Annotated in this window: 11 protein-coding genes and 1 riboswitch; of the genes, 7 read left to right on the forward strand and 4 right to left on the reverse strand. The window is 58.2% G+C overall.

Annotated features, from left to right (window positions below):
• Positions 1-102: 102 nt before the first annotated feature.
• On the reverse strand, positions 103-615 hold the full coding sequence (locus IVB24_RS07710; RefSeq protein ID WP_247445048.1) for a GNAT family N-acetyltransferase: 513 nt from the start codon (positions 613-615) through the stop codon (positions 103-105).
• A 600-nt stretch (positions 616-1,215) separates the two neighbouring features.
• Here IVB24_RS07710 and IVB24_RS07715 point away from each other — a divergent pair.
• A complete protein-coding gene (locus tag IVB24_RS07715; RefSeq protein ID WP_247406410.1) occupies positions 1,216-2,430 on the forward strand; it encodes an EAL domain-containing response regulator in 1,215 nt (404 codons plus the stop codon).
• Positions 2,431-3,050: 620 nt separating this feature from the next.
• Positions 3,051-3,254: a 4Fe-4S binding protein gene (locus IVB24_RS07720; protein WP_083926370.1), complete on the forward strand. Its 204-nt coding sequence runs from the start codon at positions 3,051-3,053 to the stop codon at positions 3,252-3,254.
• A gap of 21 nt (positions 3,255-3,275) precedes the next feature.
• On the opposite strand, the gene IVB24_RS07725 is transcribed toward IVB24_RS07720, so the two are convergent.
• Positions 3,276-3,542: a hypothetical protein gene (locus tag IVB24_RS07725; protein WP_247772597.1), complete on the reverse strand. Its 267-nt coding sequence runs from the start codon at positions 3,540-3,542 to the stop codon at positions 3,276-3,278.
• Positions 3,543-3,899: 357 nt separating this feature from the next.
• Here IVB24_RS07725 and IVB24_RS40010 point away from each other — a divergent pair, with 357 nt between their 5' ends.
• The 3 genes from IVB24_RS40010 to IVB24_RS40015 all read left to right on the forward strand — a co-directional run bounded on the left by IVB24_RS40010 (position 3,900) and on the right by IVB24_RS40015 (position 7,479).
• Positions 3,900-4,025, forward strand: coding sequence for a hypothetical protein (locus tag IVB24_RS40010; protein WP_256471577.1), 126 nt, complete (start codon positions 3,900-3,902; stop codon positions 4,023-4,025).
• A 332-nt stretch (positions 4,026-4,357) separates the two neighbouring features.
• Positions 4,358-4,553: riboswitch (cobalamin riboswitch) on the forward strand.
• Positions 4,554-4,652: 99 nt separating this feature from the next.
• Positions 4,653-6,968: a 5-methyltetrahydropteroyltriglutamate--homocysteine S-methyltransferase gene (gene metE / locus IVB24_RS07730; protein WP_247772598.1), complete on the forward strand. Its 2,316-nt coding sequence runs from the start codon at positions 4,653-4,655 to the stop codon at positions 6,966-6,968.
• A gap of 382 nt (positions 6,969-7,350) precedes the next feature.
• The gene (locus tag IVB24_RS40015; protein ID WP_256464700.1) at positions 7,351-7,479 is read left to right on the forward strand and encodes a hypothetical protein; all 129 of its coding nucleotides are present in this window, start codon (positions 7,351-7,353) and stop codon (positions 7,477-7,479) included.
• Positions 7,480-7,918: 439 nt separating this feature from the next.
• Here the strand turns inward: IVB24_RS40015 and IVB24_RS07735 are convergent, their stop codons facing one another.
• Both IVB24_RS07735 and IVB24_RS07740 read right to left on the reverse strand, forming a co-directional pair.
• Positions 7,919-8,083, reverse strand: a complete 165-nt coding sequence (locus tag IVB24_RS07735) for a hypothetical protein (protein WP_247408877.1) — start codon at positions 8,081-8,083, stop codon at positions 7,919-7,921.
• Between the two features lie 838 nt (positions 8,084-8,921).
• Complete coding sequence (locus tag IVB24_RS07740) at positions 8,922-9,989, reverse strand: cytochrome-c peroxidase (RefSeq protein WP_018457668.1); 1,068 nt, start codon at positions 9,987-9,989, stop codon at positions 8,922-8,924.
• Positions 9,990-12,015: 2,026 nt separating this feature from the next.
• On the opposite strand from IVB24_RS07740, the gene IVB24_RS07745 reads away from it, so the two are divergent.
• Positions 12,016-12,309 carry a hypothetical protein gene (locus IVB24_RS07745; RefSeq protein ID WP_247347497.1) on the forward strand — a complete coding sequence of 98 codons (294 nt, stop codon included), beginning with the start codon at positions 12,016-12,018 and terminating at the stop codon, positions 12,307-12,309.
• Between the two features lie 2,067 nt (positions 12,310-14,376).
• Positions 14,377-15,879, forward strand: coding sequence for a nitrogenase molybdenum-iron protein alpha chain (gene nifD / locus IVB24_RS07750; protein ID WP_247772599.1), 1,503 nt, complete (start codon positions 14,377-14,379; stop codon positions 15,877-15,879).
• Positions 15,880-15,919: the final 40 nt, after the last annotated feature.

The raw sequence follows: 15,919 nt of genomic DNA on the forward strand, positions 1-15,919 counted from the left end.
CGTTCGTTTTGAGAGCAACAAGCAGCAGGATTTTCTGCCTTGAAAGTCTTTAGTGACAGGACCAGGAGCGCTTTTAAGTGTGGAGCAGAGGTCGCAGTACTGTCATAGCCTCTTGCGCGCGCGCAATCCTCCAACCCGATATCCCCTCTCCTCGTAGAAACGGCGTACCCGTTCTAAGGCCGGATAGCCATCAGGGGGCAACGCAACCTCAATCATCTGCCAGCCTCGGCGCTTCGCCTCCGAACGTACCGCCTCGAGATGCCCACCGCGGTCAGAGCTTCGGAAGTCCCGAGAAATCCATAGCTCCTGAAGCACGCCGTACGCTCCAGCTGCTCTCACGGCCAGTACGGCGGAGATGGCAGCGATCCCTACAATCTGCCCGGTGGCTTGTTCCTCGATGACAAAAATGAAGCCCTCTTCGGGATCCTGAATCAGGCGCAAAGCAGTCTGCTTTGCGCCTTCAAGGCTGAACTCTGGTCCGAGACCACCTAATTCAGAAAGTAGCTTTCCGACGGCTTCTACGATCGCGTTCTCATCTCCTGGCACGCCTTTGCGCAAAGCCGTGCCCCCGTGGGGCAAGCCTTGCGCTTCAGCGCCAACACGAACACCCGTCACGTTAGTCCCTCCAGTCCCTCTTGAGGATATCCATGTTCAGAAGGATACAGAGAACGCAACTGAGAGAAACTATCAAGCTCGATAGGGAATAGGACGTCCGCACTCGCTATAACCAACAGAGGTGAGGTAAGTGCAAGCTGTTGCCGTTCTCAGAATCGACCGCGGCTTGACCCGCTGCGAACTCAGTTGGATCTCCTTCGACTAGATAGGGAATCCACGAGACGGCACATTCGCGCGTGGGCAGGCCGGCCATGCCGATCAAACATTTCGTAGGAGTGATTGCTGATCATCACTCACGAGAGTCGATTCAGTACATCTTGCAGCATGATCATCGCCGTGGCATAGGGCGCATCAGCTCGGTGCGTCCGAAGGTGAGATTCCCCACACTCGTGTGCGTCACTCGTACAAAGTTGCGCGAGCCGGGACAGGTATCATACGCGTGCGCCCGACAAAATCGTCTGAACAACATCGCGAAAAGATTTTGCACGCTAATGCACTATCTTAAGCTTACCTCGAAGAATCGAAAGATAATGGCAAGCACTGCTTGTTTGGACCTTCGCTCCTCGTTTAAGGGACCTTCACGGAAGGGGAGTGGTTGCGATGGAGCATGGGCAGGCCGAACTGGTCGGAGGGAAACCTGTAATCTTCGGCCAGCGTAAGGTGCGGCCGCGAGCGTGCGTGGCCGTGGGCAAGCGGCATCTGCGCGCCTTTCTACGCGATGTGCTAGAGGATATGGGGTTTGTGATCAGCGAATGCGGGACTGCTGACGAGCTGCCGCGCGTACTCTGTACGGACTTCCCTGATCTGATCCTGCTCGGCATTGGCTCGGATCGCATCGAGCCTGGACGATTGCTCGAGATACTCGTACGCGAAGAATTTGCAGGCAGAGTGCTGGCGTTCGGCGCCCGCGAGTCGATCGTCATGACGGCAGTGCAGCAGGTCGGGGGCGAATATGGACTTGATATGCTGCCGCCGCTGAGGACGCCGTTTGCAGCCGAGACGCTGCGCGATCGGGTCGCCATGCTCTTGCCCAGAGAGCCGGCGCCCCGTCCCGCAGTCCATGTCGGAGAAGCCTTACACGCTGGCTGGCTTGAGCTCTGGTATGAGCCGAACTTTGACCCGTGTACCCTCAGCCGCCGCGGCGCCGAGGCGCTTGTGCGAATGCGGCATCCGACCTGGGGCGTTGTTCCACCAGCGTATTTCATCCCGGAGGCTCACGATCCGCATTTTAGGGACTTGTCGCAGTTCGTGATCGACCGCGCGATCAAGGATTGGAAGTATCTTCTGGAGCAGCAAACTTCGACCGATCTCTCCATCAATCTCCCGGCAGCATTCCTGATTGACCCGCAGGCGGTACGCGATCTCTGTCAGCGCATGCCGTCGCACCCCGCTTTCGGCGGCTTGACGATCGAAATCGAGAGCGAGGAAGCGATCCAGAACCTAGATCTCCTGATCGAGGTCGCGCGTGAGGTTCGCTTTCACAACATTGGCCTTGCAATCGACAATATCGGCGCCAATTGGCCGCAGCTGATGGGGCTCGAAAAATTCCCGTTCATGAAATTAAAAGTGGACCGGCAGTACGTCGCCGGTTGCGGAAATGGGCCCCTGAAGCGAACGGTGTGCCGCCATATCGTCGATCTAGCCAAAGAGTACAGTGTGCGCACCGTCGCCGCAGGCGTGGAGAGCCACGCCGACCTGATCGCTGTGACCGAACTCGGCTTCAACCTTGCGCAGGGCCATCTGTTCGGAAAGGCCATGCCGCTGAAGCAATTTGCACAGTCATCTTTCAGCCCTGTTCCACTTCGTCCAAAATAGTTGCATGAGGAGTGACTGAGCACAGCCAGGCAAAGCGTACCAGCGCTGGCCCGCGCGGCCATGCCTACTCGGCACCAGGCATGCGGCTGACGGCAATTAAATCGGCCACTTTGCAAACCCAGTATCGCTTCTCCCGGCCGAACTTCATTTCCCTCCGAAGCGATGCCGAAGGTTATTGTAGCACAAAGCCCTTTTGGCAAGCCTCCAGCGAGTCAATCCGCGGAGTTAACGTTGCAGGCGTGAGCGCGGCTTGGACAAAATCTCCGGTCAGGGCGTGTGACCGGAGGTTTGCCGACATCCGGCGTAGACGTGCGTCGGCTCGCGGCTTCTACTCGCGCCGCCGGTTTCGGGAATCGTCGAGCGTCGCTTGGCCCCGCGCTGCCATGCCAGACAAACCGACGGAAGCTCGCAGCAGTCGAGTCGCGACTGGCTATCGGAGTAGGGGCCCGAGGGCTCGCACGGCTTGATATTGAAGCGGCCCATGCTGTCGCAGATGCAACATGGTCTCAGACCCCGCACAGCACCATTGGGCAAGTTGCCCATCATTGAGCGCGCCTGTCCTTGGCACGGCATTTGAAAGGGATCGCCAATGGCATCGCTCGCCTAAGGAGTCGGAAGGCATGGCTTACAAGATCGTCGCTTCGCAATGTACCGTTTGTGGGGCATGTGAGTTCGAGTGTCCCAACGCGGCGATCAGCCTCAAGCGCGACATTTACGTTATCGATGCAAAAAAGTGTACGGAGTGCGAGGGCCATTCCGACACGCCGCAATGCGCTGTGGTCTGTCCGGTGCCTGACACCTGTGTCCCGTCTAAGACAACATAAGCAGCCCGCGTCCAGAAGGCTTCACCGCTCGATTTCGCGCACGAAGGAGTAGATGTCGAGCTTGTGGTGGCCGCCTTCCGCGTGCGGCGCATCGAGGTCGATCAACATCGTTATGAGCTTAAGGCGCTGATCGACTCCGAGAAACCCTCGAAGGGCTCTGTCAGAGGAGACCGTCAAATTTGTCTCGAATAATGACAAGGCCGCCTCGATGCTCCAGGTCGTCGCGTTGAGGCTTATCGTCATTGGCTGACGAGCCGAGGCGAGGTGGACGGGCGTCGAATATCCCAAGATCAGCTTGCAGGATATCTAAAGCTACGTCGCTTCGAAGCCGAAGAGACGGTCTCCACGCGCGACGAGATCGGTCCGGAGATCCTGAAGACGTACGAGAAGCTGGGCATCCGCTTGCCCACGGTCACGATGCACGAGTGCATGGAGCTAGGGTCGTAACAGGATCCCCGCCGCCCGCGCTCTCGCTGCTTACTCCAGTTTCGCAAGTTAGCGCGCATCCTGACGTCCGGAACTGTTCCTGCGATGCCGCGCAGGCCAACGTCCAGGCTGCACTACTCGCCAGCGGCGACGGAAACAACGAATGCGCGGCCAAAGTCGCTCAGCACGTAAGTGCTTGGCACACCGAAGGAGATCATCTTGACCAACGCCACGGAGCGATCGAGCTCACGGCTCGTCGCGGGGGCCGCCGAACACAGGCAGTCCGGGCAGTCCGGCCTGATCATCCGTTTGATCCTGGAGCAATCCGGCCTTGACAATTCCTAAGGAGCCTCATGGCGCTGTGATCAAGCGGATGCCGGCCGAGGATGATCGCAAACGTCCTCGCGGGCGAGTTCGAGAAGCTGCTGACGGAAAAGACCGGATTTGTCGCGATCACGCAGATGTCGAAGCGCCCACCGCGTTCGTTCTGCTCGCGTTGGCTCATCCGAGTACGCCAAGCGGGTGTTGACGGACGCATTCACAAGCGGAGGCTCCACAGATCTAGGCGTTTTTACCAGGCCGGGAGTAAGACCGTTGTGCCCTAGCTGGTACAGCTCGCAATCGCTTGGGCAATATCGCGGCGACACTTAGTAGGTTGACGGATCGATCCTCGTGCGCCTAATGCCAGCCGTCGTGGTCTTCGGATTCGTTTGATCCGGAGCTAAGAGGGAAGCCGGTGCAATGCCGGCGCTGCCCCCGCAACTGTAAGCGGCGAGCCGCTGTCCAACGAAGTCAAGCCATGCGGCTTCGGGAAGGCCGGACAGCAGCGACGACCCGCGAGCCAGGAGACCTGCCTCGACAATATATCGTCCACGGGCGGGGTGTCCCGGTGTGCGCCAAGCAGCTGTCGCTCACGCGATATTCGCTGCATGCGTCCGCCATGGCCTTTGCCCCAATCATGGGGTCTGAGCTATGTCTTTTCTTTCGCTTCCCGTTGCCACACTGGGGACGTCACGCATCGGCCCACGACGCGAACTCAAAGTCGCGCTCGAGAGCTACTGGGCGGGAAACTCCAGCGAAGCCGAGCTCCTCGAGGCGGGGAGTGGACTTCGTGCCGCTAATTGGGCACGGCAGAAATCCCGCGGTGCGACCGTCATTCCTTCGAATGACTTCTCGTTTTACGACCATGTGCTCGATACCAGCCTAATGGTTGGCGCCATTCCCGACGTCTACGGCTGGACCGAAGGTCCTGTGTCGCTCAAGACCTACTTCACCATGGCGCGTGGCGCTCAGGACGGTGGTCACGCTCAGCATGGGCCTGGCGTAGCCGCTCAGGAAATGACGAAGTGGTTCGATACCAACTACCACTACATGGTGCCGGAATTTCACCGGGATCAGATCTTTAAGTATTCCTCTCGAAAGCCGATCGAGGAATATGAGGAGGCAAAAAGCCTCGGCTACCAAACGCGCCCCGTCCTAGTTGGCCCAGTCACTTTCCTGAAGCTTGGCAAAAGCGCAAATCCCGCATTCAATCCGCTGTCGCTGCTCGATCGGCTCCTCCCAGTCTATGTCGATGTTCTCCGCGAACTATCCTCGCGCGGTGCTGAATGGGTTCAGCTGGACGAGCCATGCCTAGTGATGGACGTCGACGAAGCATCGCGGGCGGCTGTCCGCTGGGCCTATGCTCATTTCGCAAAGGTTGTGCCGGCCCTTAAAATAATGCTGGCCACATATTTCGGGGCTATCGGCGACAATCTTGAAACAACCTTGGCCTTGCCCGTTGCCGGGCTTCATGTGGATCTGGTTCGGGCACCTGACCAGTTGGACGCAATTGTCGCCACAACCCGTAGAGATCTCGTGGTCTCACTAGGCGTCGTTGATGGTCGGAACGTGTGGCGCTCCAATCTTCCGGCGCTGCTCGACCAACTTGCTCCTATGGTCCAAAAATTGGGCAGGCACCGTGTTCAGATTGCTCCTTCCTGCTCGCTGCTTCATGTTCCGATCGACATTGAGCTAGAGACCGATCTCGATCCCAATCTGAAGACATGGCTGGCGTTCTCAGTTCAGAAGATCAAGGAACTTTCGATATTGGGCAAAGCGCTGGCCGGCCATGCTGCCGAGGTGGCCGATGAACTTGCGCTTTCGGAGGAGGCAGCCGTCACCCGCGAAACATCGCCCGAGATCCACAATGCGAATGTCGCCGGACGAATCGCCGCGATCGACGATAGCATGCTTCGCCGTCGCAGCGCGTTCACCCAGCGTGCCGACGTCCAGCGCGTCTCGTTCGCATTGCCGATGTTTCCAACGACAACCATCGGATCCTTCCCGCAAACGGCCGATGTCCGGAATGCGCGCGCGGCTCATGCGCGGGGAACGTTGAATGACACGCAGTACGAGCAGCTTCTGAAAGCGGAGACAGCCCGTACCGTGAAGTGGCAGGAAGATATCGGCCTGGACGTGCTCGTACACGGTGAGTTCGAGCGCAATGACATGGTTCAATACTTTGCCGAGCAGCTGTTGGGCTTCGCTTTCACCAAGCATGGCTGGGTTCAGTCTTATGGCTCGCGGTACGTTCGTCCGCCTATCCTGTTCGGAGATGTCTCCCGGCCGAAGCCCATGACCGTTGAATGGTGGCGCTATGCGCAGTCTCTGACCAAAAAACCCGTCAAGGCTATGCTGACCGGACCGGTGACGATCCTGAACTGGTCGTTTGTCCGTGACGACATCTCGCGGAGCGAGACATGCCGACAGATCGCTCTCACGATCCGAGATGAGGTCATCGACCTTGAGGCGGCTGGAGCGACCATGATCCAGATCGACGAGGCTGCGTTGCGGGAGGGATTGCCGCTACGCAAATCGCAGTGGAAGAACTATCTCGATTGGGCGGTGGACAGCTTCCGCCTTTGCTCCTCCCCGGTCGCCGACGGAACTCAGATCCATACTCACATGTGTTATTCCGAGTTCAACGAAATCATCGATGCGATCGCAGCAATGGATGCCGACGTCATTTCAATCGAGACGTCGCGTTCTAAGATGGAATTGCTCGAGGCCTTCAAGAGCTACAAATATCCAAATGAGATCGGGCCCGGCGTCTATGACATTCATTCACCGTGCATTCCCGCAGCGGCGGAAATCAAGCAGCTGATTGTGTTGGCGCGGCAGCGAGTTTCCGATCGGCAGCTCTGGATCAATCCCGACTGCGGACTGAAAACGCGAAGGTGGGAGGAGGTGCGTCCCGCGCTCGTCAATATGGTGGCCGCCGCACGCGAGTTGCGGGCCGAGCCATGATGGGCCGGAGCGTTTCGCCAACGCGTTTGTGAACAAGATGCACGCGCTTTGGGGGCTTACGATGTCCTTGGGAGCTTTCAAAGTTCCCAGCGCCGCGGAATGCGGGCGGGCGTCGGCGGAGGCGGTCGCATACAGCCGGCGACAAGCTCGATTCTCGACCCGACGGCCGACAGCATGCCGGCGAGGTCCGATCAGGTCCTATTGCGACGTCATTAACGCTCGACGCGAAGCACAGCCCGACTTTTTCATTTATCCATCGCGTGGATGCGTCTCATCACAACAATCTATTTTACGGTCCTTACGGAACGTCATACGAAATTCAGGCCCTGGCACGCTCTTCGGGAGAGGTAATCGAGCGTTGTTGGTTTTTGGGGACGTGCCAATGCTGCTGTGCGACGGCAAACTGCCGCTTGTGTTTCAGGGCACGGCAGCCAAACCGGCGCAGGATCCCATCTCGGTCAAGGCACTGCCATCCCAACCGGACAGCGGGCGAGTGGTGGAAAAGTCGTGAAGTTTCCGACAGGAGCGGAAGGCAAACGGCTCCAGATTTCGCGCGGAGTGATATCCGTTTCTCCTTGTTTGACGGCGAATGCCCTCGCCGAAGATCGATCGGCGGTAAGTCCTCCCTGCCGACGAAAGCTGGTGCGATGCGTAAAGCAGCGTCGTTCCTGCGTGACTTTCGCTTGGCCTCCGGAGGAGGCCGGGCTTTTTTTGGTGCGCCAGGCATGGCGCGGACCGCCGTGACTGGCGCGATTCGACCGGAGTGGTGTCCGGTCGATGACTTGGAGGTCAGAGTCCTTTCCTGGGCACCATCAACTTCTTGATGTGCAGCAATTCGAGAAGTTATGCTCTTTCAGAGTGTTGCGCTGGCCCCGACTGTGTAACAATGGGGTGTAACATTGCTGTTCAGGGTTGTTCGGCCGATGCGCCGGGACGGGTCTTGCTTTCCTTCATTCGTGCGGCGCATTCCAGCGGACGTCCGCGCCAAGGCTGCGGGCATCGAGCTGGCTATTCCGCTCGGTGATGATTTCGTTTTTGTGACGCCTAGCGAGAGCGCTCAGGCCGTTCGATTTTCCCTCCGCACCCACAGAGCCCAGCGAAGCGAAGTCGCGCATGGAGTCGCCGCGGCCTATCTAGAGGGTGCTTGGCAGGCCGTCCGCAATGACGCTCCCGTGCATCCGACCCACCGCCAGGCAACGGCCTTGGCAGGCGAACTCCATCGCGTCTGGACGGACAGCGAGAGCCGCGCCCGGAGTGTCGCCATAGTTCATGCGCCGGGTGTCGGCTGGCTGGACGCCGGACACTGAGAGTCACGAGGAGCAGGAAGCTCACTGGGCGGCCGTAACGGAGATGTGGGAGAGGGTCGGCCAAAAAAATAGAGAAGCTGCTCGGGCCCATCGTGGACCGCGTCTTACTGACCAAGGGCATCCGCGGCGTGGACAGCGAATCGCGCGCTCTCTTGATCACCGGCTTTGGATGGCGCTGAGGGACGCGTTCGCAAGCCGGCACCGCAACGCTGGCCGCGACTATTCGTCCGACCCCAAGGCGGGCCTCTGGCGCCCGTGGAAGCGACCATGGACACCTGCCAAGCGCTTGATGCAACGTGGGCTCGATCCGGAGCGGGCATGGCAGTCGGCCTTCAACGGCCGTGGCCTGGTGGAATGCCGGGGCCAGCCACATGAACGACGCTTATCGCGCCGCCTTTTTCGTGCACCTCGGTCTGCCGTTCCTCATTGGACTGCACCGCCATCTCAATCGGGCTTGACTAACCGCGGTTTACGGGTCCGTACGTAGGGTGGTGTGGGAGGGGGAAGCCGCGAGGCTTCCTCCTACCCGATCGCTTGGTTATGAGTGACAGCACGGGATCATTCATTTTAACGTCATTGCGGGACGCCGGGTTCTTGCGTCGCATCTGCTATCATTCGGCAAGATATGAGGCCGGTGCTGTTAATCCTATCTGTCTATTGAAGGCTTCGGCGTCGTGTTCGTCCGGGTGGGTAGTATCGGATACTCGATCTTAGGTAGCCGCCCGGTAAGCGAATTCAGGAACGCGACAATGTCGTTTTCTTCCCCATCGCTAAGCTTGGCGCCGAGCTGGATTTCACTCATCAAGGCAACAGCTTGCTTCAGGCTCCAAACCTGGCCCGAATGGAAGTAAGGGGCTCGCAAAGCAACGTTCCGCAACGGCGCAGCGCGGAAGACATATTCGTCGCCGACCGCCTTGGTGACCGCGAATCGGCCCTTATCGGCTTGCGGAAGCAGGGTTGCGTCCGGCTTCTTCATCACGCCGAACTGGAAGTAGGCCTGTCCACCGACATTGATTCCATTGTGGCAAGAGGAGCATCCCTTCTCCATAAACAGCGCCAACCCTGACTTCTGCTGATCATCGAGAGCATGTGTATTGCCCTCCAAATACTGATCGAACGGGGCCGCAGGTGTGATGAGAGTGGCTTCAAAAGCCTCGATTGCCTTCGCAAAGTTTTCAAAGCTGACCGGTCTCGCCTCGTTCGGGAAAGCATTTTTGAACAAGACGACATAACTGGCCATTGAGTTCAAGGTGTCGAGCACATGATCCGGAGTCGCATTCATTTCGGCACTCGCCTGCACAGGGCCAGTTGCTTGCGCCTTGAGGTCCGCGGCGCGTCCGTCCCAGAATTGCGCCGAATTGAACACCGCGTTGTAGACGGTTGGGGCCCGACGTAGGCCGACCTTCCAGCCGTGACCGACTGAGGTCGGACCGGCATCGACTCCGCCGCTGCCGAGATTGTGGCACGTATTGCAGCTAATGATCTCGCTTGCCGATAGCCGCGGATCGAAGAACAGAATTTTGCCAAGCTCGACCTTTTCATGCGTGACTGGATTGTCCTTTACCGCAGGAATGATTGAGGGGATCGGATGGAAGATCTGCCTGGCGGTTCTCATCAGATCATCGTCCGCGCTAGCTCCTGACGACATCAACAGGCCAATCGCCAAAACAGATGCTTCAGCCACAAGCCGAAGCTCCCGGATCGATTTGTTCATACACCCGCCTCATCAGTTCTGATTGATACGAAGGAAACAGTCGAAAGCGATGCCACACTCTGTTCCCTCAACGGGCCGGCGCAGCATGCACCGGATCCTGTGAAGCGAGGCTGCATCAAATATTCGATTTCGAGGTGCTCGCTGCCGGCGTTCGCCCAAGAGGCTTTAAGCCGTTATTTGATTCGCGAATTCGCTTTGAGCTTAGATCACGACCTTGGTAGATCAGACTAGCGCCTCAACCTTCGGAATGATGGCCGATCTGACAACAATAAGCGTGCCGAAAAAGGATAATTTGTCCGGTGGCCGCATCGGTTCTCCATTGAGCGATTGGGTGGCCAATACGCTCCAGCGAAGTTGATCTATCCGTGTTGCACCGCTGGTCGCGCTCAGCGCTCACGGTGTCGCTGGACAATAGCAACCCCCATGCCAGTCTTGCATCTGACATGCAAGCTGCTGATTTAGGTACAAAACGAGTCCGGGCTGCCGAACAACGTCGGATGTCTTGCTTTGATGAATACATACAGTGTCACAGATGCGACAAGCGCCAGTCCCGGCTAGACATCATCGCTCAGGAAGTTTTGTGATGAGATCCGATTGCCAGGCTTGCCGGCCACACGTGGCACGGCGGTACAAAGATCTACGCTGGCCTACGGCGAAACACTGAGCCGAGGCGCCCGGCGGTGCGCATCGCTCACGATTTCGCCTCGCCCTGCCGACTGAAGGCTCGCCGACTCAGTTCGGGTCGGCTCTTTGCGCGCCGCCTCCGAAATCGCGCTCGTTTGTAACAGACGAGCCCCGAAGCCTGAACATGGCTTGTCTTGAATCCCACCTGGGGTTCGCTGGCAGAGCAATTGCCCATCTCAAATCTGTTACCTAGACTAGAGTTTGACGGTACGACCGTCCGATTTACTCGGATATTCCCATTCGAGACCAGCTGAAGTGCCGGCCTGACACCTGATCGGGCCGCGTGTGGGTTGGGATAAGATAACCATTTCGACCCACTCACGGCCGAGTGGCAGCTTTTGAAATCCTGCGCGCTGGTCGCAAGAATCGCTGAACTTCTGCAGAAGCAATGGTCACTTCGTGCTCTTGCGTTGAAAGACTTCCGTACAAGAGGACATGTTGGTAGGAGATCTTTACATCATGTCCGCAGATGGCCAGGTCGTGAGATCTCATCCGCGTCTTACTGAGGGAAGGACGTGATTGACCAGTTGTCCATGGCTGGTTCAAGTTAGATATGGCGTCGGTGATGGCTGCGATTGACGATCGATTGAATGAGATCCGACACGTGCGGAATGACATTTGGCGCTGTCGAAGAAGGCTTAAAAGCGAGCTGAGTGATCTCGAGCGTAAGGTTCTCGAAGATCGCCTGCTTGAGCGGCAATCTGCCTTTGAACGGCTCCTAGCGACCACGTTTCCTTTTACATTGACACTGTCAAGCAAAATTCGGGAGCCGCAGGTCATTGGCGCGCAAAATGGCGTCGGCTCATAGAACGCATGCGCCTGCGTCAGAAACGTAGGCTCCGTCGCCGCGGACCGCCGCGCCATCATGGCCGCCGCCGAGCTGAAATGCGTCGGTCCTCAGCCTTTTCACCGATGTGCTGGCCCGCGGCGCACGGTGAGCGCCGATAATGAAACCGTTCGGGCCGGCCATCCAGGACCACGGCTGGGGGACACCGATTGCGCCGTTTCTGCGAAACCGCGGTCACCATGAGTAGCTTTCATCCGACAGAGCGATCGAAGAAGCTTGAATCGGCCGTAGCGTCAGGTTGTACAGAGCAGGCGAACGATACTCCAGACTAGGTGTAGCCGAATGAGAAGAGCCGCTATCGCTTTTGCATTATGTTCCGCTCTCGAGCTGCTCGGGCTAAGCGCGAGCGCGGTTGCGGACACAAGGCGGTACGCGTGCACGATCACTGCCGCCGATCGAGAGCCGGTCGGAGTTCGGAACGAGCGGGTCATTCTCACGGTTCAATATGGCTGCCGGATCGCGGATGGTCTCTCGCGTGACGCGGGGATTACAGCAGTGTCGGTCAGCGAGTGGGCTGCTGATAAAGGAACGTACCTAGCGTCCCTGGAATTTCACCGCGCGCTGGAGGGAGTTGCAATTGGGCAACTCTCCGAGGCGACCGGCTTCTCTAGCATGGAAGGGGAGCAAGGCATTGCGGTCGCAACTTCCGGCACGACAGTATTCAAGTTCGCATCTGGCTCATTGGCAGCCCTTTCAGGGAAGACCCTTAAATTCACCACCAAACTTACTGGCCTACGTAGCTTCGAATTGGAGTTCACAGATTGGCCAGAATCTGTTTTTTGGAAGTGACTCGTGTCTTACGCTTTATTTCCGCAAGCGCAGAAATATCCAAAGGAGTGAAGAGAGCGACGGACATTCTGCAGCAGATCGCACTGGAGGGGACTCCGCGCGGAGCTCGATCGGATGTTGCCGCTGGTGCTGCGGGTGATCCGTCAAGAGCCTGGGCGCGCATCTTCCACGGCGACACTCATGTCGAAGATAAGGTTCTCAGCGTGTTCGAGCCGCCGGCCCGAGATCATCCGTAAGGACAAGCCGGCAAGCCCAATGAGTTCGGCAAAATGATCAAGCTGCAAGATTGTCGACTAACTCTATGTCCGGCGGCGCAATGGCGATCTGTTGATCACGGCCATCGCACCTACCAGGGGGCGTGCCGCGGCTGGTGGCGACTGACGCCGGATTCTACTCTGCCAGAACGAGGCCGCTGCGAGAGCATTGGGGGGTATGCATCCCCAATCGACCGAGCAAAAGCCCTGAGCGCAAGCGCGAACAGAAGAAGCGCTGGTTCCGCGATGCCAAGAATGGCGCACGCGATGGACGCATCAGCGTGGTTAAGCGGCGAAACGGCTTCAATCCATGCTGGTAGAAGGATGACGCCGGAATGCAGCGCTGGCTCGCCCTCGGTGTAATCTCAACCTCCGCAACATCGGCCGGACGATGAGCAGCCGAGCCGCTCCGTAGATCTCGGACCCATCATGCTCGCTTCAGGCCCCCGCCGTCCAGCCGGCGGGTTTGTTTTGCCCCATGCCGTTGCCCTAAGGCTGGAAAGCATCAATTTCGCGCCGGGAAGTAGATAAAAGTAGGCTATCCACGGGCCCTATTTGCCGAACGGAGAATATGCGAAGCTTCATTGACGGAGGATGAACGCTCAACGCGAATTTGAGGGCAGCCCGCGCTGATGGAGCCGCTCTAGTGGTGTCCGTCTGTAGTGGGAGCAGCGCCTCGCGCTCATCATCAGACAGGCCTCGTTGTCGCTGCACTCGGTGCCGCGTGCCGGCGTCGGCTCACCGCGTCACGCTCCCGCAAGCGGCGTTAGAAAAAAGTCGACGGGCGAGCGATCCAAGCGCCGAATTGCGTCGGGGCGTGCCTTCCCGAGATGCTGAAGCGAGCTGCAACTGGGCTGCCGAATGACGCAGAACGCCGACCTCTTTACCCCGATTGAGCAAGGGCCAGGAGCTTGCGCCTTTAAGGCTATCGCGGGTTGAGAATCGATCAGCCCCAATGCTCTCCACGAGATCGGGTGTCGCCACTTAGAGCGCGTCTCCACGAGAGATCAACTGGAATGACGAGCGAAGCGAAAGATCGCCTGTAAGTGAAACAACGCCTTCTGCTGACACCTGAGTTCTCTTAGTCATCCAGAAGAGGTGCTGCAGCGCTCAACATCACTTGCTCAGTATCGATCGCAAACACCATGGGCGCATCTACGTGCGCTGAACTCTCTCGAGCCGATCGTGTTTGCGATCGCTCGATGGGGCGCCAAGCAAAGCTGCGCACCGGAGTGACGCCGGCGCGCGGGAAGACTCTACCTATCTCGCTGGCGGAGAGCGCAAGTGATTGTTTTGTTTCAGACAGAGCGTTAGCGGGCACGCCTGTCGGTGCCACGTAGGGTCGGGTTTATAACATCCGCATCCTGCCAGCTATCTAGCTCTACAGACGTGGGTTTTTCGTGTTCAACCAGCGCTGGCACACTCGTTGCAAACCCCTGCGCAACAGGCGGCTGTTAGCCCTTTGCATCGACATGCAGAGGGGCAGGCCGCCCCTGATGGCACGCGAGCGAGTAAAGAAGCCGATATGACCAAGGCTGGAGGGCAGGCATGACATCACCGAGACGCGTCTTGGTCACCGATTCCGTCGACAAATCAACAGCGTCACACATGGCGCTCGCAAGCGCTTAGCCGAGATGAGCTGCAACATTCTGATCGATCGCTGCGGCATGATCCAGAACCCCGCGGAGTTGCGTCCGGTAGGACCGGCCAGCGAGATTGCACGCTTTACACCTCAACGCCGGATCGGAAATCCGTCGGTCTACCGGAAAAGCGCCGCTTCTTCATTTGAGACGACAATCGAAAGGAAATTTGTATGAGCCGAGCAACTACCGAGAGCGTCGCAGAGATCAAGGCGCGCAACAAGCAGCTAATCGATGAGGTGTTGAAGGTCTACCCAGAGAAGACCGCCAAAAGGCGCGCCAAGCATCTGAGTGTTCACGAGGCGGGGAAGTCCGATTGTGGCGTCAAGTCGAATATCAAGTCCATTCCGGGCGTAATGACCATCCGCGGCTGCGCCTACGCGGGCTCCAAGGGCGTGGTCTGGGGGCCGATCAAGGACATGATCCACATTAGCCACGGTCCGGTCGGCTGTGGTCAGTACTCATGGGGCTCGCGGCGCAACTACTACGTCGGCACGACCGGCATCGACACGTTCGTGACACTGCAGTTCACTTCCGATTTCCAGGAAAAGGATATCGTGTTCGGCGGAGATAAAAAGGTCACCAAACTCATCGACGAGCTACAGGAGCTGTTTCCTCTCAACAGGGGCATTACCATTCAGTCCGAATGTCCGATTGGTTTGATCGGTGACGATATCGAGGCAGTCTCCAGAGAAAAGTCAAAGGAATATGGCGGCAAAACCATCGTGCCTGTGCGGTGCGAGGGTTTTCGTGGCGTGTCACAATCGCTCGGCCATCACATCGCGAACGACGCCATTCGAGATTGGATCTTCGACAAGAGCGCCACAGAAGCCAGCTCTAAATTTCAGCCGACCGCATATGACGTCGCCATCATCGGTGACTACAACATCGGCGGCGACGCCTGGTCGTCACGGATCCTGCTCGAAGAAATGGGCCTGCGCGTCATCGCCCAGTGGTCCGGGGATGGATCTCTCGCTGAATTGGAGGCGACGCCGAAAGCGAAGCTCAACATATTGCATTGCTATCGCTCGATGAACTACATCTCACGGCACATGGAGGAAAAATTCGGGATTCCCTGGTGCGAGTACAACTTCTTCGGGCCTTCCAAAATCGCGGAGTCGCTGCGCAAAATTGCAAGCTTCTTCGATGATAAGATCAAGGAGGGCGCCGAGCGCGTCATCGCGAAATATCAGCCGCTGGTCGATGCGGTGACCGCGAAGTACCGGCCGCGGCTCGATGGCAAGACCATAATGCTGTTCGTGGGCGGCCTACGTCCTCGCCACGTCATCGGCGCGTATGAGGACCTCGGCATGGATGTTGTCGGCACAGGCTATGAGTTCGGTCACAACGACGACTATCAGCGCACCGCCCAGCACTACGTCAAGGACGGCACGCTGATCTACGACGATGTCACCGGCTACGAATTCGAGCGCTTCGTCGAAAAGATCCGGCCCGACCTCGTCGGCTCCGGTATCAAGGAAAAATACGTCTTCCAAAAGATGGGCGTGCCGTTCCGCCAAATGCATTCCTGGGACTACTCGGGTCCTTACCACGGTTATGACGGCTTCGCGATCTTCGCCCGAGACATGGACATGGCAATCAACTCCCCGATCTGGGGGAAGACCACCGCACCTTGGAAGGACGCTCCGCGGCCGAGCCTCATGGCGGCGGAATAGGAAAGCCGACGCTCGGGCCCTTTCCTCCGCAGAGGAGGGA

The sequence above is a fragment of the Bradyrhizobium sp. 192 genome (genome assembly GCF_023100965.1).
In the GTDB taxonomy this organism is placed as follows: domain Bacteria; phylum Pseudomonadota; class Alphaproteobacteria; order Rhizobiales; family Xanthobacteraceae; genus Bradyrhizobium; species Bradyrhizobium symbiodeficiens.